The sequence below is a fragment of the Labrys sp. ALF-8 genome (assembly GCF_059699065.1).
The window spans coordinates 708,071-731,696 of sequence record NZ_AP048537.1; the positions used below are offsets into that span (position 1 = coordinate 708,071).

The window sequence follows — 23,626 nt, forward strand, 5'->3', positions numbered from 1 at the left end:
TTTGCGGCCATGCCGCAGAAGTTTTTCACAACGCCATCGCCGCAATAACGACAAAGGCCTTCCGCTCAATGCTGATCGGAGCAGAGGATGATGGGAGCGGCAAGGGAACCGACATAGCCGCTGCCCTGATAGACGATCGCATTGTTCGACCCCTTCGGCAGCAGGAATGAACCACTGACGACCTGGGGAACGTTGTTCGGCAGGAGCAGGCTCCAGCTGAAATTGCACAGCTGCGCCGGCTTGGCGGGAGCAAGATGGCTGCAGTTGAGCTGCGCGCCGCCGAGCATCGCCGCCCCGCCGCAACTCACGAAACTCGGCGCTGCCCTGGCGCTGCCAGGGGCAAGAATGGCAAAGACGGCCATCCCCAGCACGGCGCCTGCCGCCCAGAGCAGCCCTTGCCGATCAAATCTCGCGTGATAGCGGCCCATTCCGGTCATCGGAGCCATTTCAGTCGTTGCAATACCTGCAACCTTGTTATAGATGATATGGATCATAAGCAACCTTATAATTAACACGGTCTGTCCTGATCATGCTCACACAACCAACCCTTGGCTTTGTCCTGCATGACGTGGCCCGCCTCCTTCGCAAGCGTTTCGAGCAAAGGGCGCGCGATCTGGGGCTGACCCGTTCGCAATGGCAGACCCTCGCCTATCTGTCGCAGAATGAAGGCATTCATCAGGGCGGGCTCGCCGACATCCTGGAAATCGAGCCCATCACGCTGGTGCGCATCCTCGACAAGCTGGAGGCACGCGGCCTGGTCGAACGCCGCCAGCATGCGGCGGACCGGCGTATCTGGCTGCTTTTCCTGACGCCCGAAGCCCACCCCCTGCTCGGCAAGATCCGAGGCATCGGCGAGGTAACCCGTGCAGAAGCCCTGACCGGCATAACGGATCAGGAGCGCGTTCAATTGCTCAACACCTTAACAATTATGAAGTCCAATCTGCTGGAAGCCTGCCGCTTGCCGGTCGATGGCAAAGAGGCGAGTCATGGCTGACGGAAGTAATAATGTTACGCGTATCGATAATCGCGTCACCAGCGAGAAGCCGGCCACAGAACAGCCGGCCGAAGATACACCTGTCTCGCAACAGCCTGCGCCCGCCGCGCCGGCCGCCACTGCCGCCCCGAGGAAGAAGCGCTCGCTGACGCGCCCGTTCCTCTTCGCGCTGCTGCCGGTCGCGCTGGTGGCCGGCGGCTATTATTACGTCACCGGCGGCCAGATCATGGAAACCGACAATGCCTATGTCGGCGCTGCCATGGTGGGCGTCTCCACCGACGTTGCCGGCACGGTGATCGAGATCGACGTACACAACAACCAGTTGGTCAAGAAAGGCGACCTGCTCTACCGCCTGCGGCCTGACACCTACAAGATCGCCCTCGCCGGGGCGCAGGCCCAGCTCGGCACCGTGCGCAACCAGGTAGTGACGCTGCAGGCAAGCTACACGCTGGCTCTTGCGCAGATCGAGCAGGCCAAGGCCGACATTCCCTTCTACCAGCTGCAGTTCAAGCGGCAGCAGGACCTGCAGTCGAGCTCCGCCGCCTCGAAGGCGAACCTGGACTCAGCGAGGCACGACCTCGACGCGGCCAACCAGAAGGTGCTGGTCGCGCAGGCGCAGGCCCAGGCGATGCTCGCCCAGCTCGGCGGCGACGCATCCCAGCCCATCGAGCAGAACCCCTTCTACCTGCAGGCCAAATCGGCGGTCGACAATGCGCAGCGAGACCTCAACGACACCGTCGTGAAGGCGCCGTTCGACGGCATCGTCACCAATGTCGACAGCCTCCAGGCCGGTGCCTATCTCCAGGCCTCCCAACAGGCCTTCAACCTGGTTTCGACGACCGACATGTGGATCGACGCCAGCCCGAAGGAGACGGAACTGACCTATGTCAAGCCGGGCCAGGAAGCGACGATCACCGTCGACACCTATCCGGGCGTCGAGTGGAAGGGCACGGTGCAGACGATCAGCCCGGCATCCAGCTCGAGCTTCTCCCTGCTGCCGGCGCAGAATACCACCGGCAACTGGGTGAAGGTGGTGCAGCGAGTTCCCATGCGGGTGGCGATCGAACCCGACACGAACAAGCCGCAGTTGCGCGTCGGCATGAGCGCCGAGGTCAGCGTGGATACCGGCCATGCACGCGGTCTGCCCGACTTCGTGCAGAATCTCATCGACCGCTGGGAGGGCAAGAAGCCCCAACCCGCCAAGGCGTGACCTGAACGGTTAGCCTGTGGCCGCCAACTGTACCGGGATCTGCCTTACTCCGGCGGGGAAGGTGCAGGAGGACTGAGGTCCATCGGAACGGGCAAGCGCTCATTCGGTTCGCCTCCGTCCTCGAATCCCTCCCATGTCGGGGAGGAAACGGCTGGGATCGTTCCCCGGCCGCCCTGAATTGCATCAGTCAGCGCCCCGGTATCCGGGACGCATTTCGAGACCAAGTCCCTTTTCCAAAAGGCCTTTTCAAGGACAGCCCGCCATGAGTGCGTCCGCCACCGCCGCCCGGGGCCCGGCGCCGATCGCGATACCGGCCTTCGTGCCGGTCGCCAATCGCGGCGCCATCACGGCTTGCGTCATCCTCGCGGTGATCATGCAGGCCCTCGACACCACCATCGCCAACGTGGCCCTGCCCCATATCCAGGGCGACGTCGCCGCCAGCGCGGACCAGATCAACTGGGTGCTGACTTCATACATCGTCGCGGCCGCCATCATGACACCGCCCTCCGGCTTCCTCGCCGCCCGCTTCGGGCGCAAGCGCGTGCTGCTGGCGGCGATCATCGGATTCGTCATTGCCTCCATGCTCTGCGGCATGGCGCAATCGCTTCCCCAGATCGTCGGCTTCCGCTTGATGCAGGGCTTCTTCGGCGCTTCGCTGGTGCCCCTGTCGCAATCGATCCTGCTCGACATCTACGCCCCGGAAGAGCGCGGTTCGGCCATGGCCCTGTTCGGCGTCTCGGTGATGGTCGGCCCGGTGCTCGGACCCGTCATCGGCGGCTGGCTCACCGACAACATTTCCTGGCGTTGGGTGTTCTACATCAACCTGCCCATCGGCCTTGCCGCCATGCTGGGCGTGATGGCCTTCGTCACGGAGACCAAGAGCAACATGCTCGCCAAGCTCGACTGGCTGGGCTTCGGCATGCTCTCCATCGCGATCGCCTCTCTGCAGATGTTCCTCGACCGCGGCGAGCAGCTCGACTGGTTCTCGTCTGGCGAAGTCCAGATCGAGGCGCTGATCGCCGCATGCTCCTTCTACATCTTCTTCGTCCACACCTTCACGGGCGAGAATACCTTCGTGAAGCCGCGCCTCTTCCTTGACCGCAACTTCTCGGTCGGCATGATCTTCATCTTCATCGTCGGCGTGACCTATCTCGCCTCGATGTCCCTGATGACGCCATACCTGCAAACGCTCATGGGCTACCCGGTGGTGACGGCCGGCCTCGTGATGGGGCCGCGCGGCGTTGGCACCATGGTCTGCATGTTCCTGATGGGCCGGCTGATCGGCAAGGTCGACACCCGCATCCTGCTGCTGATCGGCCTTGGGCTCACGGCCTGGGCCATGTACGACATGACGGCCTGGACGCCGGACGTCTCGCAGACGCGCATCGTGGTCACGGGCTTCGTGCAAGGTTCCGGCCTCGGCTTCCTGTTCGTGCCGCTGACGACGGTCACCTTCGAAACCCTCAGCGCCTCGCTGCGCGGGGATGGCACCGGCCTGTACAATCTGTCGCGCAACATCGGCTCCAGCGTCGGCATCTCCGTGGTCTCGGCCCTGCTGACGGAAAACACCCAGGTCAACCACGCCAACATCGCCGCCTATGTGACACCCTTCAATCCCGCAATGCGGGAGATGGCCTCCAGCCATGCCATGCATCCCTTCAGCGCGAGCGGCCTGACCTCGATCGACGGCATGGTCACCCAGCAGGCCACCGTCATCAGCTTCATCGACGACTTCAAGCTGATGATGATCATGTCGCTGGCGGTGATGCCCCTGGTTTTCCTGCTTCGGAAGGCCCAGCAGCCCCAGAAAATGGACCACAGCGCGGTGATGGAGTAGCCGGGAAGGGCCGCGGCGAGGCTTTCCCAAGCACGACGGCACCGAACGCGCGTTAGGCTCTCTTCCTGGCCTCCACGGCGCTGATGAACCCCGCGTAGCTCCAGGCGAGGTGCTTGGCGGAGGTGTGCTCGCCAGTCCTGCGGTCGAACTGCTCGGACATCTCGCCATCCTCGGGCGTGTAGGCGCGGATGGTCTCGAGATAGGCATCGCCCCGTGCCCTGAGGCGCTGGGCCGCCTCGGGATCATCGCCTCGAAGCGCCGAAGCCCGCAGGTAACAGAGCTCCGCGGCGCCGTGGGTCGAGAAATAATAGGCCCCGCCCGAATAATATTCGTCACCGTGATAGCGGCCGAGAGCCGGCCCGCGGCCCGCCGGACGATCTCGATTGATATCGTAGTCGGCCTCGAAGAGCGCGTCGAGCCGGTCCAGCGTCCTCTCCACCTTCGGGTCTGCGGGTGAATGGGCCGGCGAGGTTCCCCCGGCGTGGATGACGGCGAGGATCACCGCGATGTCGAGATCCTTGGGCGTCGGCTTGCCGTCGTCTGTCAGGCGAGAGCGGTAGTAGCCAGGTTCGGCCTGCCAGTAGCGATCGAGCCGCCCGCGAATCTCCAAGGCCGCAGCGCGGGCCTGGTGCCCGGCCTCTCCGTCTCCCTCTCCTGCCAGCCAGGCCGCCCCCTCCTCCAGCGCCGCGCACTGGATTCGCAGCGTGTAATAGTGATGCGCCTTCTCTTCTTCCCAGATGTCGTAGCTCGGCTCGCGCCAATGGGCGAGGACAAAGCGGATGTCCTCGTCGAGAAGTTCGGAAACGGCATCGTCATGAAGGCCTCCGAAGGGGCCGCGGCACTTCACCCAGCGCAGCACAGTCAATATGCGCGCGGCAATGCCGTCATATTGCGGCCGGTTCCAGCGCGAAATATCGAGCGACCCGTCGGGGTTGACGCGTGTTTCCCCACGCACGACGACGGATGCGAGATCATCATCCTCCCGCACGAACTGCTTGAAGTCCTCGGCAACGCCCTCGCGCCATGCCTTGTCCTCGACGAGATCTCCTCCGCGCAGATCGTTCAGTCCGAGGCTGAAATCAACGAAGTCGCAGAAGTGTGCGCTGGCCTCCTCTGTTTCCACCAGCCGCAGGGCATCCATCACCACGGCCGAATCGCGATACCAGTGGAAGAAATAATCGGGGTCCGGATCATAGGAAGCAGGTATGGGCGAGGCGACGACAGATCCCTTCACCGGCACGACGGTCTGGCCGAAGCCGGGACGCGGCTTGGTGACGCCGGTCGCCGAAATGCTGCGCAGCATATTGGTGACGGCAAGGGGATATTGCCGTTCGATCCAGCTCTCCAGGCTTTCGGTTTCGCTCATCGCATCTCTCCGATTCGGGCAGACGGCAGGATTATCGCACGGGTTACTTGAACAGAAGGCATGAGGCGTTATGCAGGGTATATCGCTCCCGGGATCACGAGCGTCGCGCCCGTCGTCCCCGTAGCCAGCCCGGAAGGACAGCCAATGAGCCGGATCGATACCCTTCTTGCAAAGATGACGCTGCGCGAAAAGCTCGGCCAGCTCAATATGGTGGCGTCCGGCTACGCGGTGACCGGCCCTCTGCTCGGAGGCGATTCCCCCGACGCCATCCGCGCCGGCGACATAGGCAACCTCCTCAATATGGTGGGCGCCGATCACGTCAACGAGGTTCAGCGCATCGCCGTCGAGGAGTCGCGCCTCGGCATCCCTCTCTTGCTCGGCTTCGACATCATTCACGGCCACAAGACCGCCTTCCCCGTGCCGCTGGCGGAAGCCGCGATGTTCGACCCTGCCGCCTGGGCTCGCACGGCCCGCATAGCGGCGGTCGAAGCGTGGAACGACGGCGTGGCGCTGACCTTCGCACCCATGCTCGACGTCTCCAGGGACCTGCGCTGGGGCCGCATCGTCGAGAGCGCCGGCGAAGACCCGTGGCTCAACGCGCAGATGGCGACCGCGAAGGTCAAGGGTTTCCAGGGATCGGACCTGTCGGCGGTCGGCTCGCTTGCGGCCACGGCCAAGCATTATTGCGCCTACGGGGCCGTGCTGGCGGGGCGAGAATACGCCAGTGTCGACGTCTCCGAGCGGGCGTTGCATGAGGTGCATCTGCCGCCGTTCGAGGCAGCCGTGAAGGCCGGCGTCGCTGCGATCATGCCTGCCTTCACCAGCTTCGACGGCGTCCCCATGACGATACACGAGCCGCTGCTGAAGGACTATCTGCGGGGGAAACTCGGCTTCGAGGGCGTCATCATCAGCGACTACAACGCCGTTGCCGAATTGCTCAATCACGGCGTGGCCGGCGATCTCGCCGAAGCGGCGGCGCTCTCCCTGCGCGCCGGGGTCGACATCGACATGGTGTCCAACGCCTATCGCAACCATCTGCCGGAGGCACTGTCGCGGGGTCTCGTCACCATGGACGACATCGACGCCTGCGTGCGCCGCGTCCTCGCCCTGAAGGAGCGGCTCGGACTGTTCGACGCACCATACCGTCGGGGAGCGGCACCGCTGGCGGCCCTTGCCGGCAGGATCGACCATCACGAGGTGGCGCGGGACACGGCCCGCAAATCCTGTATCCTGCTCACGAACTACAACGGTGCCCTGCCTCTGGGCGGCAATGAACGCATCGCGCTGATCGGACCGTTGGCCGACGCCCAGGCCGATATGCGCGGCCCCTGGGGCGGTGCCACGGTGGCCGAGGACAGTATCACTGTCCTGAAAGGGCTGCGCGAGGCAGTCGGCAATGTCGGCTACGCGGCCGGTGTGAGTATCGATGGCGGCGACATTTCGGGCATCGCCGCTGCCGTGGAAACGGCCAGGAATGCCGACACCGTCGTGCTGTGCCTGGGAGAATCGGCTCCGATGAGCGGGGAGGCGGCAAGCCGCGCCCATCCGGAACTGCCCGGCAGGCAGCGCGAACTCGCCGAAGCGATCCTGGCCCTGAACAAGAAGGTCATCGTGATCCTCTTCGCGGGGCGCCCCCTCACCCTGCCCTGGCTTTTCCCCAAGGCTTCCGCCGTCCTCATGGCCTGGTTTCCGGGCGAACAGGCGGGCCACGCTCTCGCCGATCTCCTTCTGGGGAAGGCCTCGCCTTCGGGGCGCCTTCCGGTGAGCTGGCCGGATGCAGTGGGCCAAGCACCGCTCTTCTACGCTCAATATCCGTCGGGTCGCCCCTTCAACCCGAACGATCACTACACCTCGAAATATATCGACGCCCCCAATGCACCGGCCTTCCCCTTCGGCCACGGCCTGACCTATGGCGAATTCGCACTGTCGAAGCTCCAGGTGAGCCGGACGGAGTTCGGCCCCGACGACAGCATCGATGTGACGGTCACCGTTGCCAATTCAGGCAGGGCCAAGGCCGAGGAGACAGTGTTCCTCTTCGTCCACGATCTCGTGGCAAGCGTTTCCCGCCCTCTCATCGAGTTGAAGGGGTTCGGAAAGATCACGCTGGATCCGGGCAAGAGCGGTACCGTCACCATTCCCCTGCACGCCCGGGATCTCACCTTCTACGGCAAGGAGCTGAAACCGACGCTGGAGGCCGGCGATTTCGAGATCAAGGTCGGCTCCAGCGCCCGCCGCAGCCAGTTGCTCAATACGCGTGTTACGTTGAAGCTCTGAAAGAGGTCTTCACGCAGCGGATTTTCGTGCCAAGAATGTGGACCATGACAAGCCGGCATCTCCAACCAGACCGGTGGCCCCTTCCAGTCGCAGGACATCCAGATGCGCTACCGGCCCGTCTCCCTCGCGCTCACAGCCTTGCTGGCCGCGGCGCATTCTGCCCATGCCGACTGCACGGTGGATTTCGCCACCGTCATGAAGGCCTATCACGACGCAGGCCCGCGCAAGGTGGAGACCGAAATCACCTTCACCTCCAGCAAGCCCGGCGAATCCAGCACCCGGACGAGCATCGCGCGGATCGTCCTGCCCGATGCGCTGGACCTGCATATGGCGGACGGCGCGGACCGTGACCAGAGCGAGGCTGTTCTGGTTGGCGGCAAGGGATTCACCAGGATCGACGGCGGCTGGAAGCCCCTCCCTGACGAAGCCGTGGGGGAATTGCGCACGCTCTTCCTTGGAGGCGGCTTCATGGGCGAGGAACCGAGGAACGTGCAATGCCTCGGCACGCGCAAGCTCGGCCACAAGCCTTTCTCCGCCTACAGTTTCGAGATTCCCGGCGTTCCGAAGACCATGACGGTGACGCTCTACGCCGACCCCGCGACTGGACGCCCGGTCGAGGCAACGGGCGCGGCCGTCACCCACCTTTCGGGCGAGGAACTGAAGGTTACCTACACCTACGATCCGGGCATCAGGATCGAGGCGCCGAACTGACGGCCGACCGGGCGCGGAAGGTTTATCCGCGCACCATGACCGGTCCACCAGCGGCCTTCTCGGCCTCGCTGAACCTGGCGGCGGCGTAGAGGAAGCTCACGCCACCGACCACCAGGGCGACCTGGATCCACAGAGCATTATGGCCGGTCAGCAGCAACACCTGCCCGAACGCAGCCACCAGCGAGAGGAGGAAGAACACCAGGAGGCTGTGGCGGCCCAGCATGATCAGCGGCTGCATCACGCGTAGCGAAGCGAGCTTGGGCGAGATGCCGAGGGCGTAGATGAAGTAGGCCAGGCCAAGGAAGTGGATAAGACGGCCGAGGCCGAGATTGGTCTTGTCGAGATCCAGCCAGCCATAGACGGCATCACGCACGCCGAAGGAAAGGTCGAAACCATTTGTGACCACGAAGGCTCCGGCGAACACGATCACGCTCGCCAGGATGAAGAGCGGCTTCGACCGCACCAGCCTGTTTTGTTGCATGGCGAGGCCGGCGGCTATGCCGATCGCCATCAGGAACTGCCAGGCGAACGGATTGAAGAACCAGCCGCCCGAGACAGGCCAGTTGGGCAGGTTCCAGCCGTAGAGGCGGGTGAGCGCGTAGAGCGCCGCCGAAGCTGCCAGCATCGCGCCGATATGGATGCGGGCCAGGTAGAACAGGGCCGGCACGGCGACGATCAGGGCGATATAGAGCGGCAGGATGTTGAAGTACCCGAGTTGGTGGCCGAGCGAGACGGTACCGATGAGGAAAGTGTCCGCATCCTTCACGAAGAGGTCGCGGCCATGCATGCTCATCAGTTCGGGTGCATGCCATGCAATGGCGCCGGCGGCGAAGATGGCTATGCCGGCCAGCGACAGCAGGAGGTGCACGCCATAAAGCTTCACCGCCCGTTTGAGCAGCACCAGCGAGACGTCGCGTTCCCTGCCCGCATTGAACTTGCGGCCATAGGCGAGCGCCATCGCCACGCCGGACATGAACACGAAGGCTTCGGCCGAGTCGGACAGGCCGATATTCCGGAACGTGATGGCTTCGAAGACATTCCCCGGCATATGGTTGATGAAGATCGTGCAGAGCACGAAACCGCGCCACATGTCGACCGAGACGGCCCGCTGCTTGGGCTTGGCGCCATCCCCCACGGCGGCTCCCGCCGGAACCTGGCGCGCGGGGGCGGCTCCCACCTTCGCCACATGCTGGAAAACCAGGCGCACGCCCTCGCAAGCGCCGAAGATCACGACGGCGCTCAGGGCGTAGAGCGCCAGCGCCGGCAACTGGGCGGGCGAGAGCCAGAGCGTGTAGAGCGGCTCGATGAAGAAATAGGTGGCGATGAACACCGTCAGCAGGATTGCGAACAGGCCAACGCCGAAGCCGAAGAAGACCTCGGCCAGCGCCACCGCCGGCAGGAACAGGAAATAGGAGTAGCCGTGCCAGTGCAGCGGGCCGCGCAGCAGGCTGAACGGCAGTACGAGAAGAACTGTGAGAAGGAAGGGGCGAAGTGATCTGGCGAACTGGGAAGGACCAAGTTGAATATTCATGCAGTAGGCCTTCCACTCTTCAAGTTCGTGTCCCAGCAGCGAGACTGGATCCGTACGGTTTCCATCATGGCGGAAACCTTTGCTGAGCGCCCCATCCTCACCCGTTTTGCCTGACGGGCCGAAACGCGGGCGGGAACCGTCCGCGGATTTCCTGGAGCTTGCACCCATAGTGATGCCCCCATCCTGTACGGGGGATGAACGAAGTTCCCGAGAAAAAGTTGCATGCCTCAGCCGCCAGCTGTTGCAACCTCGCAACGCCGGCAAAAAAAGAAGGAATTAGAGGACTGTTAACCTGAATTCTGCATTGCCGTTCTAATTTGTGACACAAGTTCCCGCCACTAAGATCGCATCAATTTGAAGTGAAATGCGCAGTCGGTGCGCCGGGTGTTTCCCGAGGTCGTCTGGCCTGAATCCTGCATGATTTCACTTGGTTCGATCGCACACCGAAAACACGAGCTCTGGATACGGCATGCCCTGGCCCGCACTCGCAAAATCATCCCGGTCATCGCGCCCCCTCATGCGCGGCCTGCTCGGTGCTCTCCTGGGAATGGCGATCGGAGGCCTCGCCGCGAAGGCGAGCACGCTCGAGGAAATGTCCTTTCCGAGCAAGGCGTTGGGCCGTTCGGTCACCGTGTCGGTCTATCGCCCCGATTCCCCGGCGCCGCCGAGCGGCTGGCCGGTGCTCTATCTCCTGCACGGCCTCGACGGCAACAATCGGGACTGGTCTGTCCTGGCCAACATCAAGTCGACGCTCGACGGCATGATCAAATCGGGCAGGATCCACCCCATGCTGGTGGTCATGCCCTCTGCTGGAAACAGCTGGTATGTGGATTCGGCCGATGTGAAGGGCCCCGGCAATTACGAAACCGCTCTGATCCGAGACCTCCCCAACGCCTTCGAGAAGCGTTTCGCGCCGCATTGCCAGCGCAGTTCCCGCGCCATCGCCGGCATTTCCATGGGCGGCTTCGGAGCCTTGCGCTTCGCCTTCAAGCAGCCAGACCGCTATATCGCCGTCGCCAGCATGTCCGGTGCGATCTGGCAGAACATTCCCGTCGACAAGGCCCGCGATCCCTGGGCCGGCTCGACCGGCACCTATTTCAATCGCATCGACCAGGCCACCGTGATCGGCGGCATCGATCTTCCGCCGGAAGGCGCCCATTTCGGCAGCGCCTTCGGTACCCCATTCGATGCCCGGCGCTTCAACGACGCCAATGTCTTCACGCTTCTCGCCAGGCAGGTCCAGGCCGGAGCGCAGCTTCCCGCCATCTTCCTCACCGTCGGCGACAATGACAGCCACAACCTCTGGCGCGGATCCATGGCGCTCTACGAGACGCTGATGGCCGACAGGGTGAAGATCGAATTCCGTGTCACCGACGGCGACCACACCTGGTCGCTCTGGCGCCGTACCATCGAGGACGCGCTGGAATTCGTCAGCTCGAAGTTCACGGCGCCGCAGGCCGCTCCGCTTGTGGCCTCCTCGCCGGCCCTGCCGAGCAGCAATGCCGCGGCGCCCAACCCGAAGATGGCTGGCGGCGAAGCGATCGTTAAGTGAGGCGGGCGGGCAATCGAGACGCCGCGACGCGGATATCGACGCCTCCGGGCATGCCTATCGCTGTGCCCTTCCGGGGAGATTGCCCATCACGCGCAGTATTTCATAGCAGGCGCCGAAGGGATGGTAGTCGGTCTTGCCCGGCGGGCTCTTGAGATCGTCATAGCGCCGTCCGTCCGGGGTGGTGATGCGATACCAGCAGCCATAGTACTGATCGATCTGGTGTTTCCAGCTATAGGCCCACAGGCTGTCGTAATCCTGCCAGAAGCGGGCCTCGCCCGTCCGTTCGGCCAGGCAGGCAGCAGCCGCCACGGTCTCGCAGAGCACCCAGTGATACTTGTCGAGATCGTAGAGCCGTCCATCCGGACCGAAGCTGAAATGCATGCCGCCATTTTCGAGATCGGCGCTGTTGGCCAGGGCCGATTTGTAGAAATGGCGCGCCCTTTCCAGCATCCAGGGCCTGGAGTTGTAGCGATCCAGGATCATGAGCAGCTTTGCCCACTCCGTCATGTGGCCGGACAGATAGCCATAGGGCCGGAAGTGGTGCTTGGGGTCGTCCTTGTTGTAGTCCCAGTCGATCTTCCAGTCCTTGGTATAGTGCTCCCAGACGAGCCCCCCAGCGCGGGCGGCCAGTTCCACGCAGATGCGATGGGCCACGGACTCGGCCCTGTCGAGATAGCGCTTCTCGCCGGTTGCCTCGAAGGCGGCGATCAACGCCTCGGTCATATGCATGTTGCAGCTCTGGCCGCGATAGACGGAAACCGGCTTCCAGCCACGCGAGAACTCCTCGGCATAGAGCCTGTCCCTGGGCAGCCAGAAGCGCTCCTCCAGCAGGTCCCAGGTCTGCGTTATCTTCTCGGCCATGCCGGGAAGGCCTGCCTTGGCCGCACTGGCATAGGCGAACAGCACGAAGGCATGGCCATAGCATTGCTTGCTGTCGTCGCGCGGATTGCGGCCATCCATCACCCAGAAATAGCCGTCCTTGTCACCGTCGTAATGAGCCGTTTGAAGGTAGTCGAGGCCATGGGCGGCGGCCCTCCGGTAGTCCGACCGGCCGAAGAGGGCGGCACCCAGGGAGAAATTCACGATGAAGCGCGTCGTCGAGACCAAGTGCTGGGTCTTGCGGTCGGTGATGCGGCCATCGTCGCGATATTCGTTGTAGTAGCCGCCATCGGCCTCGTTGATGCAGATCGGAAAATAGAAATCCATGATCCGGCGCATATGATCGACGAGGAACTCGGGCGAACGGAAATTCGGCGCGCTCATGGCTGGATTTCCCTCACTCCGGCAGCACGATGCCGAGCTTGGCCATCACGCCGCCATCGACCTTGAAGTCTGCACCGGTGATGAAGCGGGCCTTGTCGCTGGCCAGGAACGCGACCATCTCGGCAACCTCCCAAGGCTGGCCGATGCGGCCGAGAGGATGACCCTTGCCCCAGGCTGCAAGTGTCGCCTCTGCCGTCGAACCACCCTTGTAGAGGTCCGCTGCCCAGCGCAGCATCGGGGTATCGACGGAGGCGGGACACACGACGTTGACCGTGATGTTGTCCGCGGCATGGTCGAGCGACATGGCTCGGACGAGCGCGTTGATGCCACCCTTGCTGGCCGTATAGGCCGCCACGGAGGATTGGGACGCATAGGATTGCACGGATGAAATTGCGACGATCGCCCCGCCGCCGCGCCTTCTGATTTCCGGAACGGCATATTTGGAGGCGAGGAAAATGCCCTTGAGATTGATGTCGAGTACATCGTCCCAGACCTCTTCCGGCGTGTCCACCACACTGCCGTAGCGCTGGATGCCGGCGCAGCACACCAGGATGTCGAGGCCACCGAAGGCTTTCACGGCTTCAGCCGTCGCGGCCTCCATGTCCGCCGCCTTGCGTACATCCCCCACGAAACCCCGTACATCGCCGCCGAGTTCCCGCACGGCCGTCTCGGTGGATGCCGCGTCGTTGGCGACGATCAGTACCCCCGCACCACCCTTGGCGAAGCGCGTGGCACAGGCCAGGCCCATGCCGAGGCTGCCGCCGGTGACGATCACTGACTTGCCGGCGAAATCGCCCATCTTCACTTCCTTCCCGCTCAGCAGCCATCTAGCGCCCCCGCTCCACAAGCGGGGACGACGATTGGTCTTTTCGTAATGGTCTGGATGTCCGGCCCTGTTCCCGAGCGGGCCGCGGAGCGCATCCGGCTCCTCCTCTACCGCGGCTGGAACGGCGCGGCGCCCGCCCGCCGATCATCGCATCGTTCTCCGGTACGACGACCGCCGTGACCAGCGCCGCGAGTTCACGGAGCAAGGACCATTCGAGACTCTCACGGATGAACTGCGCACTCGGCAGGCTCGCGATGCGTTTCGGTGCGGCGAAGGTACCATATTGTGGATAGATATCGACCGGTTCTTCGCCGCAATATCGGATTGGGCAAAAATCCCCGATTTTCCCGGGCGGACGACGGGCATGACCGTTCTCCGGACACCACTGGTCCAACACCATGTTGGCGGTGTCAAGAGAATCGGGACGGGCGCTCAGGTAAAGAGCTTTCTGCGGACGTTCCAGCAGCAACTATAGTCACGACAGCCATGAGAGCGAAATAGTCGCAGTTGCTTATTTCCTGATCGGTGGCAATGCCTGCAAACGCGGCATGCTTGTTGCAAAAATGTCCCATTGCCCCCGGCTCGCCCATGCCGCGACTCTTTCGCCCATGCCGGCCATTGACCCGGCGCCAGAGAGCTTCCTAGATTGAAAGCTAGGCTACTTATTTGATTTGTGTTTTTACTTCTGGTTCCAGCTCGTATTGTGGTGCGGTATCGTTGCCTGATGCCAACGCAGAGTCCGCAGCGGCTGGCATCACGCGACAGGACGGGCAATGATATCATTGATTGTACGGCGTTTTATTTCCTCCAGCGCGTCTGTCGCTGCTCGTCGGCCTGCCAGGGCGCTGGCGCTCGCCGCTCTTTTTGCCTCCGCGGCCCTGCCCCTCTCGATCGCGCCTGCTTCGGCCCAGATGCCTAACGCGCCGCCTCCAGCGGTCGGCTTCATCATCGCCAAGAAGACGCCGATCACGCAGACCCAGCAGTTCATCGGCCGCATCGAAGCGGTGAATCGCGTCAACATCGTCGCACGCGTGACCGCCCAGCTCGAAGAGACGCCCTTCACCGAAGGCGCTGAAGTGAAGAAGGGCGACATGCTCTATCGCCTGGAACGCCCGCCGTTCGAGGCACAGGTCGATTCCAGCCAGGCCACCATTGCCCAGTACGAGGCCCTGCTGCGCAACGCCATCCTTACCACCAAGCGAGCGCAGTCGCTGCTTTCGAGCCCTGCCGGCCAGCAATCCGCGGTCGACAGCGCACTCGCGCAGCAGCAGGCCTACGAGGCACAGCTCCTGGGCGCCAAGGCACAGCTTAAGACCTCTCAGATCAATCTCGACTACACCACCATCACCGCGCCGATCGACGGCAAGATCGGCCGTAACGCGGTGACTGTCGGCAATATCGTCGGTCCGACCTCGGGCACGCTCACGACGATCGTGAGCCAGGATCCGATGTATGTCACCTTCCCCGTTCCCTCCCGCCAGTTCCTGAACCTCGGCACCTACTATGCCGGCAAGGGCGGCTTCAACTCCGTGCGCATCAAGGTGCGCCTGCCGGACGGCACTCTCTATGGCCCCGAGGGCAAGCTCGATTTCGTCGATCCGTCGGTCGCGGCCAGCACGGACACCGTGAACCTGCGCGGCCAGCTTCCCAACCCTGCCAATCCGGACGCCAAGCCGGGCGACCTCAACCGGCGCGAACTCGTTGACGGCGAATTCGTCACCGTTCTCCTCGAGGGCGTCGAACCGATCCTGGCGCTCGCCATACCGCGCTCGGCTGTTCTGACCGACCAGCAAGGCAGCTACATCTACGTCGTCAACGACGACAACACCGTCGCCCAGAAGCGCATCACCCTAGGTCAGTCCACACCGGCCGTCGCCACCGTATCGGCCGGCCTGAACGAAGGCGAAAAGGTTGTTGTCGACGGTATCCAGCGCGTGAGGCCGGGTGCCAAGGTCACGCCCTCCCCTGCCCCCGACGCTCCGGTGTCGACCAACGCGGCTGGGCAGTAAGCCATGTTTTCTTCGATTTTCATCGACCGGCCTCGCCTGGCCATCGTCATTTCCATTGTGATCAGCATCGCCGGCGCGCTGGCGATGTCGCGCATTCCCGTCGAGCAGTTCCCCAACCTGGTGCCGCCGCAGGTCCAAGTGTCGACGACCTATCCGGGCGCTTCCGCCGCCGTGGTGGAATCATCCGTCGCGCAGCCGCTCGAAGCCCAGATCGTGGGCGTCGACAAGATGATCTACATGAAGTCGAACAGCGGCAATGACGGCAGCTACAGCCTCACCGTCTCGTTCAACCTCGGCACCGATCCGGACATCGACACCGTCAACGTCAACAACCGCGTGCAGGCGGCGCTTTCCAAGCTGCCATCCGCTGTGCAGCAGCAGGGCGTGACGGTCCAGAAGCGTTCCTCCGCCATCCTGCAGTTCCTGTTCCTTTATTCGGACAACGGCAAGCAGGACCCGCTGTTCATCACCAACTACGCCACGATCAACGTGCTCGACCGCCTGTCGCGCATCGAGGGCGTCGGACAGGCCAGCCTGTTCAGCCGCCAGAACTATTCGATGCGCATCTGGTTCGACACCCAGCGGCTTACCAATCTGGGCCTGCAGGCGTCCGACATCGCCAATGCCATCGAGGCGCAGAACGTGCAGGCGCCCGTCGGGCGTATCGGCGCCCAGCCGGCGGCAGCCGACCAGCAGCTCCAGTTGAACCTGCAGACGCTGGGCCGCCTCGAAACGCCCGAGCAATTCGGCAACATCATCATCCGGGCCAACCAGGACGGCTCGGTGTTGCGTGTGAGAGACGTGGCGCGCATCGAGATGGGTGCCCAAAGCCTCGACACGACCTCACGCCTGAACGGCAAGCCGGCTGTCGCCATCGCCATCTATCTCTCGCCGGGCGCCAATGCCGTGCAGACGGCCGAACGCGTGAAGAACGCCCTGGCCGAAATGCAGACGCGGTTTCCGGAAGGCCTGAAGTCGCGCGTCGTGTACGATACCTCGGAATTCGTCTCCGACACGATCGGCGAAGTCATCCGCACCCTGGCGGAAGCTTTCGTGCTCGTGGTCATCGTGGTGTTCCTCTTCCTCGGCAGCCTGCGGGCCACGATCATTCCCGCCATCGCCGTGCCGGTCTCCCTGATCGGCGCCTTCGGCATCATGCTGGCGCTCGGCTACTCGGCCAATACGGTGTCGCTGCTCGCCATGGTTCTGGCCATCGGCGTGGTGGTGGACGACGCCATCGTGGTGGTGGAGAACGTCGAACGCGTGATGGAGGAGGAGCCGGATCTCAGCCCGGCGGACGCCACCAAGAAAGCGATGACGCAGATCACCGCGCCCGTCATCGCCATCTCGCTCGTGCTGTTGTCGGTGTTCGTGCCGGTCGCCTTCATTCCCGGGCTCACAGGCGAACTCTTCCGCCAGTTCGCCGTGGTGATGACTTCGGCCATGGTGATCTCGGCCTTCAACGCCCTGACGCTCTCGCCCGCGCTCTGTGCGGTATTCCTGCGCCATTCACGCAAGGGCCCGATCATGAGGCGCGTCATGGGCGGCATCGACAAGATGCGCGATGGCTACGCCGCCGTCGTGCGCCGCCTGGTACGCGTCTCCATCCTCAGTCTCGTGGCCGTCGGGGTTTTCGGCGCAGCGATCTATTTCGCGGCCCAGCCGAACGTGACGCCCACGGGCTTCGTGCCGGAAGAAGACCAGGGCGCCTTCTTCGTGGTGCTGCAGCTGCCTGACGGCGCTTCGGTTAACCGCACGACGGTCGAGGTCGAGAAGGTCGAAGCCATTCTCAAGCAGATCCCGCAGATCCAGGACACGCTCGCCATCGTGGGCTTCTCGATCCTGGACGGCGGCGCCCAGCCCAACGCGGCCTTCATGGTGGCGCGCCTGAAGCCCTTCGCAGACCGCAGGGGCGCCGCAGACTCGGCGCAGGCCCTGATCGCCAAGGTATTCGGCCAGGCCCAGGCGATCAACACCTCCTCGGTGATCGCCTTCAACGTTCCGCCGATCATCGGCCTTTCCACGTCGGGCGGTTTCGAATACCAGCTCGAAAATCTGGAAGGTGCCGCTCCCGCCGCCATGGGCAGCGTGATGCAGGGCCTGATCGCGGCCGCCAATCAGGATCCGCGCCTGCAGCGCGTGTTCTCCACCTTCAGCGCCAGCAACCCGTCGATCTACCTCGACATCGATCGCGACAAGGCCCAGGCGCTGGGCCTGAGCATGGCCGATGTCTTCGCGGCGCTGCAGACGACATTGGGCGGCACCTATATCAACGACTTCAACCTCTACGGCCGAACCTGGCAGGTGAACCTGCAGGGCGAGATCGCCGACCGCAGCGACATCGATTCGATCTGGAAGATCTATGTGCGCAACAAGGCCGGCGAGATGGTGCCTCTGCGTTCCATCGCTTCGATCCAGACCCAGCTCGGGCCGCAGACGATCAGCCGCTACAACAACTATCGCTCGATCACGGTGAACGGCTCTCCGGCTCCCGGCGTGTCGTCGGGCACCGCGCTGCAGGTGATGACGGACGTCTCGGCCAAGACCCTACCGCCGGGCTACGGGTTCGAATGGACGGGCACGGCCTACCAGGAACATGAGGCACAAGGACAGACCGGCGTGGTTCTGGGCCTGGCCGTGCTGTTTGCGTTCCTCTTCCTCGTGGCGCTCTACGAGAGCTGGACCATCCCGATCCCGGTGCTGCTCTCTGTGTCGATCGGCGTGCTCGGTGCTTTCGCGGCCATCCACTTCATACCGTGGGTGCTCGGAAAGTTCGGCGTCATCCCCGTTCCGCTTTCGCTCGACATCTACGCACAGATCGGCCTCGTGGTACTGATCGCGCTGGCGGCGAAGAACGGCATCCTCATCGTCGAGTTTGCCAAGGAGCGGCGCGAGGAAGGCCTGCCCATCCGCGAAGCGGCGATCCTCGGCGCAAGAATGCGATTCCGTGCGGTGATGATGACCTCCATCGCCTTCGTGCTGGGCCTGCTGCCCCTCGTCATCGCCACCGGTGCCGCCATGATCAGCCGGCGCGACGTCGGCACGCCCGTGTTCGGCGGCATGATCGCGGCCAGTCTCATCGGCATCTTCCTGATCCCGATGCTCTACGTGCTGTTCCAGTCGCTCCGGGAAGGCGTGAAACGGCGCTTCGGCGGCAAGCCGCCGACACCGCACGACACGCCCGCACCGCCGCATTGAGGCGGTGCTGAAGAGAGTTCCAAGCCTCGGCTGCTTTATCGGCAGCCGGGGCTTTTTCTTGTCCTGCGAAGTCCGGCTCGCTTCATTTTCGGGGCGGTAATCGCCACGAATCGCAAAAGACTCGTGATTTCCGAATGTCAGGCTGAATGAGCGATTTGCCTGCCCCCAGCTGGCTCTAGACCGGGCTGACGCCAAAGCGCCCGAACCCCGGAAGTTCCAGGGCTGGACGTCGCAGGTCCACGGCAGCGGTGAGTCCGGCAAGCGTGAGTTCGATACCGTCTTCCCAACCCAGATTGAGCCCCAGCACCCCCCAGAGGGAGACGCGGAGGCCGCGGCCGCCCGGCGAGAGGGTGACGAACGTCCCATCGGCGAGCCACGTCTTACCGATGGCGGTGGCGGGCTGCCGGATGCCCAGTTCCGGTGCGGTCGCGAGGATGGTGGCGACAAACGTGTTCGAGTTGGGACCTGGCCAGATCACATAGTCTCCGGGATGTCGCCAGCGATAGGTCTCGACGGCGGCCATCATGCGCGGAATCGCGGCCTCTGCCGCCGCTCCCGCCGCGCGCCCGATAAGTTCCGGCTCGTTGCCATACCAGCGCCCGTCTGGAGGATAGGCATTCACCCGCACCGGCGAACCCCATCCGACCACGTCGTATCGTGTCCAGTGCTGCGCGCCGGCGGGCTTCAGCACGATCCAGCTATGATGGGCGACGGCGCCCTTGAGGCCACCGGTCCGCGCCACGAAGACCCGGATCTCAGCTTGTGGCAGCGAGGCCGCTGCCGGCAGCACACCCGCACTCGACCAGTCAGCCTCCCGCCATGAACGGGGATGAGGGCTGAGCCACCATATAAGCGTATGCGCTGCGGCAGGGACCAGGAAGACAAGCAGGAAGAAAAGAACGAAACGGCGCAAATACTTCATGCCGATACATAAACAGTATCTCAAGGCGCCATTACGGCAGGGTGATGCAAACTCGATGCAGGATCGGTTGAAAGCGAATGGAGCTGAAGTAATCAGATCCGGCAGCGCCCTCGAGTGACATGCTGCTGTGGAACGGGTGCCTGTACAGGAAAAGCGAACGGGGACAGCCTTGCCTTTCTCAGCTCCGTTGCTCGCCCCTGCTTCAGCCTCTCCCGTCACAGGCCGGGATATGGAACTTCGTGATGAAAAGGGCCATCAGGCATGACCTATCCGGTACTATACATTGGTAAATGCAATATATGACGAATGAGTACCCTTCGCCTGCCGAACGGCCGGATTCCTCTCCAATGGACCCCACTAACACTTTTGAGCCGCCACCTCCTTTTGTTGGTCGCCGAAAGGAGAACCCTCACCCTGGGATCAATCCATCTGATCCCCGGCTGGATCAATTCGATTCTTGACTGCGTGAAGAGAAAAACAGTATTTATTTATTCGTACTCGATATTGTGACGCTATTCACAATTTGCTTAATTATTCAAGGCTTCCGTCATTGCTAGATAGAGCGCACAGCAGCGGTGGATTGCCAAACGATATTGGCATCGAGCCACCTGTACCCATTGATCCCCTGGTACCGACGATATTTCACGAACCCTGGTGGCTTAGTGCCGCCACCGGAGGTCGAGCGGAGGTCGTCGAGGTGCGCGAAGGCGGGCGGACCGTGGGTCGCCTGCCCTTTGTCAAGGAAACCAGATTCGGGCTGCATCGCAGCAACATGCCGACCCTCACCCACTTCCTGGGACCTGGGATCAACGACGGCTCCGGCAGCGAACCCAATCGCTTCGTAAAGCGCCAGGCGATCACGCGCGAACTCATACGAAAGTTGCCGCCTTTCTCCTCCTTCCGTCAGAAGCTTCACCGGGACATGAAGGACGTCCTCGCCTTCCAGGCTGAGGATTTCGACGTCACGGTTCAGTTTACCTTCGAGATCCATCCCGCCGCTCATGATGTCATCTGGAAGGCAATGCGGGACAAGACGCGAAACGTGATCCGGCGTGCGCAGGAAAGCTATCGCGTGTCAAACACGATGGATCCGGAGTCCTTCCTGCGCTTCTATGCCGCCAATCTCGGCGCGAAAGGCGAGGATGCCAATATCGACCTGGCCACCTGCGGGGAGGTAGCCACCCAGGCTCTCGACCGGGGGCGGGGCCATTTCTGGGTAGCGAAGGACAAGAGCGGGGATCCCAAGGCGGCGATCTTCTGCGTGTGGGATGCAAGGCTGTGCTACTACATGCTCTCGACGCGATCCGCCGACAGCAGCAATGGAGCCATTCCGTTGCTGATCTGGCACGCGATGAAAAGCGCAGCCTCGATGGGCCTCGTCTTCGATTTCGACGGCGTGGCCAATGCCGGCTCGATCCTGCTGTATGCGGGGTTCGGCGGCACGGTGTCGCCGCGCTATATCGTGATGAAGTCCAGCCCCTTTTACAAAGCCCTGCGCAAGATCCGCCGCGTCAATCCCGAACTCTCGAATCGCTTCCTCTGACGCGTTCGGGAGTTGCGGGGATACGCCAGCCTCACGACACCGGCTCCGCGGCGGGGGCCGCCTTGCGGATCCGCAGCAGGGTGAAGAGGCGAAAAGGCGCAATCTGTCGTTCCTCGACGATAGCCGCCGCCGGATGGTCGTTCATCCAGTCGCCGATCACGGCGTAGGGGAAATAGGGCCTCCAGCCCAGCCAGGCGCCCGCACCGGCCAGCCTCTTTTCGAGATTGGAGCGCAGCCCCTGCTCGGCTGAGAAATGACCGAGAATGATCATCTCGCCACCAGGCCTCGTCACTCGCCACATGTCGTCGAGCACGACACCGGGCTCGGTCGTCACGCTGAGAAGATAGGGCGCCAGCACGACATCGAAGCTCGCATCCTCGAATTCGAGGGCCCCGGCATCCATGACGCGCAGAGACTTGACGTGATCGAGCCTCTTATGGGCAACACGCGCGCGGGCGAGATCCAGCATGGGGCGCGCGAGGTCGACACCGGTGACCCTGCTGCCACGGGGCAGCAAACCGAGTTCCAGGCCCGTACCGACACCCGCGACCAGGACCCTGCCATTGGCAGGCAACGTCTTCGCAACTGCCCTGGCCGCCGCAAGGCGACCCGGATAGAAGGGCCAGTCGAAGATAAGATCGTAGAAGCGAGCCCATCGATAGTAGGTGCGCGCGGTCGACGGTTCAGCGGAACTTCGCTGCTCTTGCCGTGCCAATTCGATATTCAAAGGCTATCCCCCTTGATTTCGGACAGGTCTTTCCGCCGTCTTTGAAGTGCATCGGAATCCGCTGGATTATCTATGAAGGGTGCAAGGGCGGCAACCGTTTTGCAACCCGCGCGACGATGAAATTACAACTTCAACCACCGATCGATGGTTTCCTCGCTGGATCAAATAATTGATTGCGTTCTACATTTCGGAAGAAAGAGTGCGGTGGTCGGGCAATTCCCGGGAGGCCGCAGCAACAGGAGGAATACGCCGATGCCGTCGCACAAGATCGCAGTCATCGGAGGCGACGGCATCGGCACGGAAGTGGTCGAGGCTGGCCTTCGGGTGCTCGACGCGCTCGCAGGCGTCGAACACGGCCTCGCCTTCGATTTCAACCGGTTCGACTGGGGCTCGGACTATTACCGCCGCAATGGCCGCATGATGCCGCCGGACGGTCTGGCGCAGATTCAGGACTTCGACGCCATCTATTTCGGCGCCGTCGGCGATCCCGACCTGCCCGACGACATCACGCTATGGGGCCTGCGGCTCGCCATATGCCAAGGCTTCGATCAATATGCCAATGTGCGGCCTACCCGCCTGCTGCCGGGGCTGAAGGGTCCGCTACGTCCCGAGCTCGGCGAAAAGATCAACTGGGTGATCGTACGGGAGAATTCCGAAGGCGAATATGCCGGCGTCGGCGGCCGGGCTCATCGCGGCTTGCCGATCGAGGTAGGCATGGATGTTGCCGTGTTCACCCGCACCGGCATCGAGCGCATTGCCCGCTTTGCCTGCGACCTGGCCATGTCGCGGCCGCGCAAGCTCCTCACGGTGGTCACCAAATCCAACGCGCAGCGCCACGGCATGGTGCTGTGGGACAACGTGATCCGCGAGGTGATGGAGGACTACCCGGCGCTGACGGTCGACTGGATGCTGGTGGACGCCATGACGCAGCGCATGGTCAACAAGCCCGGTACGATCGACACGGTATTGGCCACCAACCTGCATGCCGACATTCTTTCCGATCTCGCCGCGGCACTGGGCGGTTCGCTCGGCATCGGCTCGACCGCCAATATCGATCCCACTCGCCGCCGCCCTTCCATGTTCGAACCCATCCACGGCTCGGCTTTCGATATCATGGGCAAGGGCATCGCAAACCCTCTGGGTTCGTTCTGGACCGCCAGCCTCCTGCTCGACCATCTCGGGGAGAGGACCGCTGCCCGGCGGTTGATGTCGGCTATCGAGATCGTGACCGCCCGCGGCGAGGCGCTAAGTCCCGACCTTGGTGGCACGGCGGATACGGCTGCGGTGACCGACGCGGTGATCGCCGCGGTCAGGGGCGAAAACAGCTGAAACGGCAGAGCATCCTGATCGAAATGTGAATCCGTTGCCAGCGAGGTTCGACAAAGGGCCGGATGGCGCTGACAACCCAGCGCCCTTCATTGTGACGGCGGCGCGCAATTGGTCCGTCCCGACACGACGCAGTTGAGCTCGTCGTTCCTGCTCTTGAGTTCGCTGAAGACCCAGACGCAAACCGCGACCAGCACGATCACGAAGATCAATGCGGCAACGGTCGCGCGATCACTGGAGTCAGGTGGCCTGTTCTTGTCGGCTGGCATGACGGATCGTCCCTGCAGAAGTTCCAGCCCGCCCTGGCCAACCATTCTGGTGCCCTACAAAGAGGGCC

At 63.1% G+C, this 23,626-nt stretch carries 18 protein-coding genes; 10 read left to right on the top strand and 8 right to left on the bottom strand.

Annotation, left to right across the window (positions count from 1 at the left end; genetic code table 11):
* Positions 1-65: 65 nt before the first annotated feature.
* Positions 66-437, bottom strand: a complete 372-nt coding sequence (locus tag AC6H34_RS03305; RefSeq protein ID WP_448146165.1) for a hypothetical protein — start codon at positions 435-437, stop codon at positions 66-68.
* A gap of 92 nt (positions 438-529) precedes the next feature.
* Between AC6H34_RS03305 and AC6H34_RS03310 the strand changes: the two genes are divergently transcribed.
* The 3 genes from AC6H34_RS03310 to AC6H34_RS03320 all read left to right on the top strand — a co-directional run bounded on the left by AC6H34_RS03310 (position 530) and on the right by AC6H34_RS03320 (position 4,041).
* Positions 530-994, top strand: coding sequence for a MarR family winged helix-turn-helix transcriptional regulator (locus AC6H34_RS03310; RefSeq protein WP_448146164.1), 465 nt, complete (start codon positions 530-532; stop codon positions 992-994).
* Positions 987-2,204 carry an HlyD family secretion protein gene (locus AC6H34_RS03315; RefSeq protein ID WP_448146163.1) on the top strand — a complete coding sequence of 406 codons (1,218 nt, stop codon included), beginning with the start codon at positions 987-989 and terminating at the stop codon, positions 2,202-2,204. Before AC6H34_RS03310 ends, AC6H34_RS03315 begins: the two co-directional genes overlap by 8 nt.
* Positions 2,205-2,466: 262 nt before the next feature.
* Entirely contained in the window at positions 2,467-4,041 is a 1,575-nt protein-coding gene (locus AC6H34_RS03320; RefSeq protein ID WP_448146162.1) for a DHA2 family efflux MFS transporter permease subunit, read from the top strand.
* Between the two features lie 52 nt (positions 4,042-4,093).
* Here the strand turns inward: AC6H34_RS03320 and AC6H34_RS03325 are convergent, their stop codons facing one another.
* Positions 4,094-5,407, bottom strand: a complete 1,314-nt coding sequence (locus AC6H34_RS03325; RefSeq protein ID WP_448146161.1) for a glycoside hydrolase family 15 protein — start codon at positions 5,405-5,407, stop codon at positions 4,094-4,096.
* Between the two features lie 144 nt (positions 5,408-5,551).
* Here AC6H34_RS03325 and AC6H34_RS03330 point away from each other — a divergent pair, with 144 nt between their 5' ends.
* A complete protein-coding gene (locus AC6H34_RS03330) occupies positions 5,552-7,681 on the top strand; it encodes a glycoside hydrolase family 3 N-terminal domain-containing protein (RefSeq protein ID WP_497537895.1) in 2,130 nt (709 codons plus the stop codon).
* A 102-nt stretch (positions 7,682-7,783) separates the two neighbouring features.
* Complete coding sequence (locus tag AC6H34_RS03335; RefSeq protein ID WP_448146159.1) at positions 7,784-8,392, top strand: hypothetical protein; 609 nt, start codon at positions 7,784-7,786, stop codon at positions 8,390-8,392.
* Positions 8,393-8,414: 22 nt separating this feature from the next.
* Here AC6H34_RS03335 and opgC read toward each other — a convergent pair whose 3' ends face one another.
* Positions 8,415-9,923, bottom strand: a complete 1,509-nt coding sequence (gene opgC / locus AC6H34_RS03340; protein WP_448146158.1) for an OpgC domain-containing protein — start codon at positions 9,921-9,923, stop codon at positions 8,415-8,417.
* Positions 9,924-10,392: 469 nt separating this feature from the next.
* Here opgC and AC6H34_RS03345 point away from each other — a divergent pair, with 469 nt between their 5' ends.
* Positions 10,393-11,475, top strand: a complete 1,083-nt coding sequence (locus tag AC6H34_RS03345) for an alpha/beta hydrolase (protein WP_497537896.1) — start codon at positions 10,393-10,395, stop codon at positions 11,473-11,475.
* A 54-nt stretch (positions 11,476-11,529) separates the two neighbouring features.
* Here AC6H34_RS03345 and AC6H34_RS03350 read toward each other — a convergent pair whose 3' ends face one another.
* Together AC6H34_RS03350 and AC6H34_RS03355 are read right to left on the bottom strand one after the other, a co-directional pair.
* Positions 11,530-12,738 carry an AGE family epimerase/isomerase gene (locus AC6H34_RS03350; protein WP_448146156.1) on the bottom strand — a complete coding sequence of 403 codons (1,209 nt, stop codon included), beginning with the start codon at positions 12,736-12,738 and terminating at the stop codon, positions 11,530-11,532.
* Positions 12,739-12,751: 13 nt separating this feature from the next.
* On the bottom strand, positions 12,752-13,537 hold the full coding sequence (locus AC6H34_RS03355) for an SDR family NAD(P)-dependent oxidoreductase (RefSeq protein WP_497537897.1): 786 nt from the start codon (positions 13,535-13,537) through the stop codon (positions 12,752-12,754).
* An 800-nt stretch (positions 13,538-14,337) separates the two neighbouring features.
* Between AC6H34_RS03355 and AC6H34_RS03360 the strand changes: the two genes are divergently transcribed.
* Positions 14,338-15,573 carry an efflux RND transporter periplasmic adaptor subunit gene (locus tag AC6H34_RS03360; protein ID WP_448146153.1) on the top strand — a complete coding sequence of 412 codons (1,236 nt, stop codon included), beginning with the start codon at positions 14,338-14,340 and terminating at the stop codon, positions 15,571-15,573.
* Positions 15,574-15,576: 3 nt separating this feature from the next.
* A complete protein-coding gene (locus AC6H34_RS03365; RefSeq protein WP_448146152.1) occupies positions 15,577-18,771 on the top strand; it encodes an efflux RND transporter permease subunit in 3,195 nt (1,064 codons plus the stop codon).
* 175 nt (positions 18,772-18,946) lie between these two features.
* On the opposite strand, the gene AC6H34_RS03370 is transcribed toward AC6H34_RS03365, so the two are convergent.
* On the bottom strand, positions 18,947-19,693 hold the full coding sequence (locus tag AC6H34_RS03370; RefSeq protein ID WP_497537898.1) for a DUF3750 domain-containing protein: 747 nt from the start codon (positions 19,691-19,693) through the stop codon (positions 18,947-18,949).
* A 580-nt stretch (positions 19,694-20,273) separates the two neighbouring features.
* Between AC6H34_RS03370 and AC6H34_RS03375 the strand changes: the two genes are divergently transcribed.
* Positions 20,274-21,236 (top strand): GNAT family N-acetyltransferase, encoded by a 963-nt coding sequence (locus tag AC6H34_RS03375; protein WP_497537899.1) that lies wholly within the window; start codon positions 20,274-20,276, stop codon positions 21,234-21,236.
* Between the two features lie 31 nt (positions 21,237-21,267).
* Here the strand turns inward: AC6H34_RS03375 and AC6H34_RS03380 are convergent, their stop codons facing one another.
* Positions 21,268-21,963, bottom strand: coding sequence for a class I SAM-dependent methyltransferase (locus AC6H34_RS03380; protein ID WP_497537900.1), 696 nt, complete (start codon positions 21,961-21,963; stop codon positions 21,268-21,270).
* A 252-nt stretch (positions 21,964-22,215) separates the two neighbouring features.
* Here AC6H34_RS03380 and AC6H34_RS03385 point away from each other — a divergent pair, with 252 nt between their 5' ends.
* Complete coding sequence (locus AC6H34_RS03385) at positions 22,216-23,292, top strand: tartrate dehydrogenase (RefSeq protein ID WP_497537901.1); 1,077 nt, start codon at positions 22,216-22,218, stop codon at positions 23,290-23,292.
* Between the two features lie 86 nt (positions 23,293-23,378).
* Here the strand turns inward: AC6H34_RS03385 and AC6H34_RS03390 are convergent, their stop codons facing one another.
* Positions 23,379-23,603: a hypothetical protein gene (locus tag AC6H34_RS03390; RefSeq protein ID WP_448146147.1), complete on the bottom strand. Its 225-nt coding sequence runs from the start codon at positions 23,601-23,603 to the stop codon at positions 23,379-23,381.
* Positions 23,604-23,626: the final 23 nt, after the last annotated feature.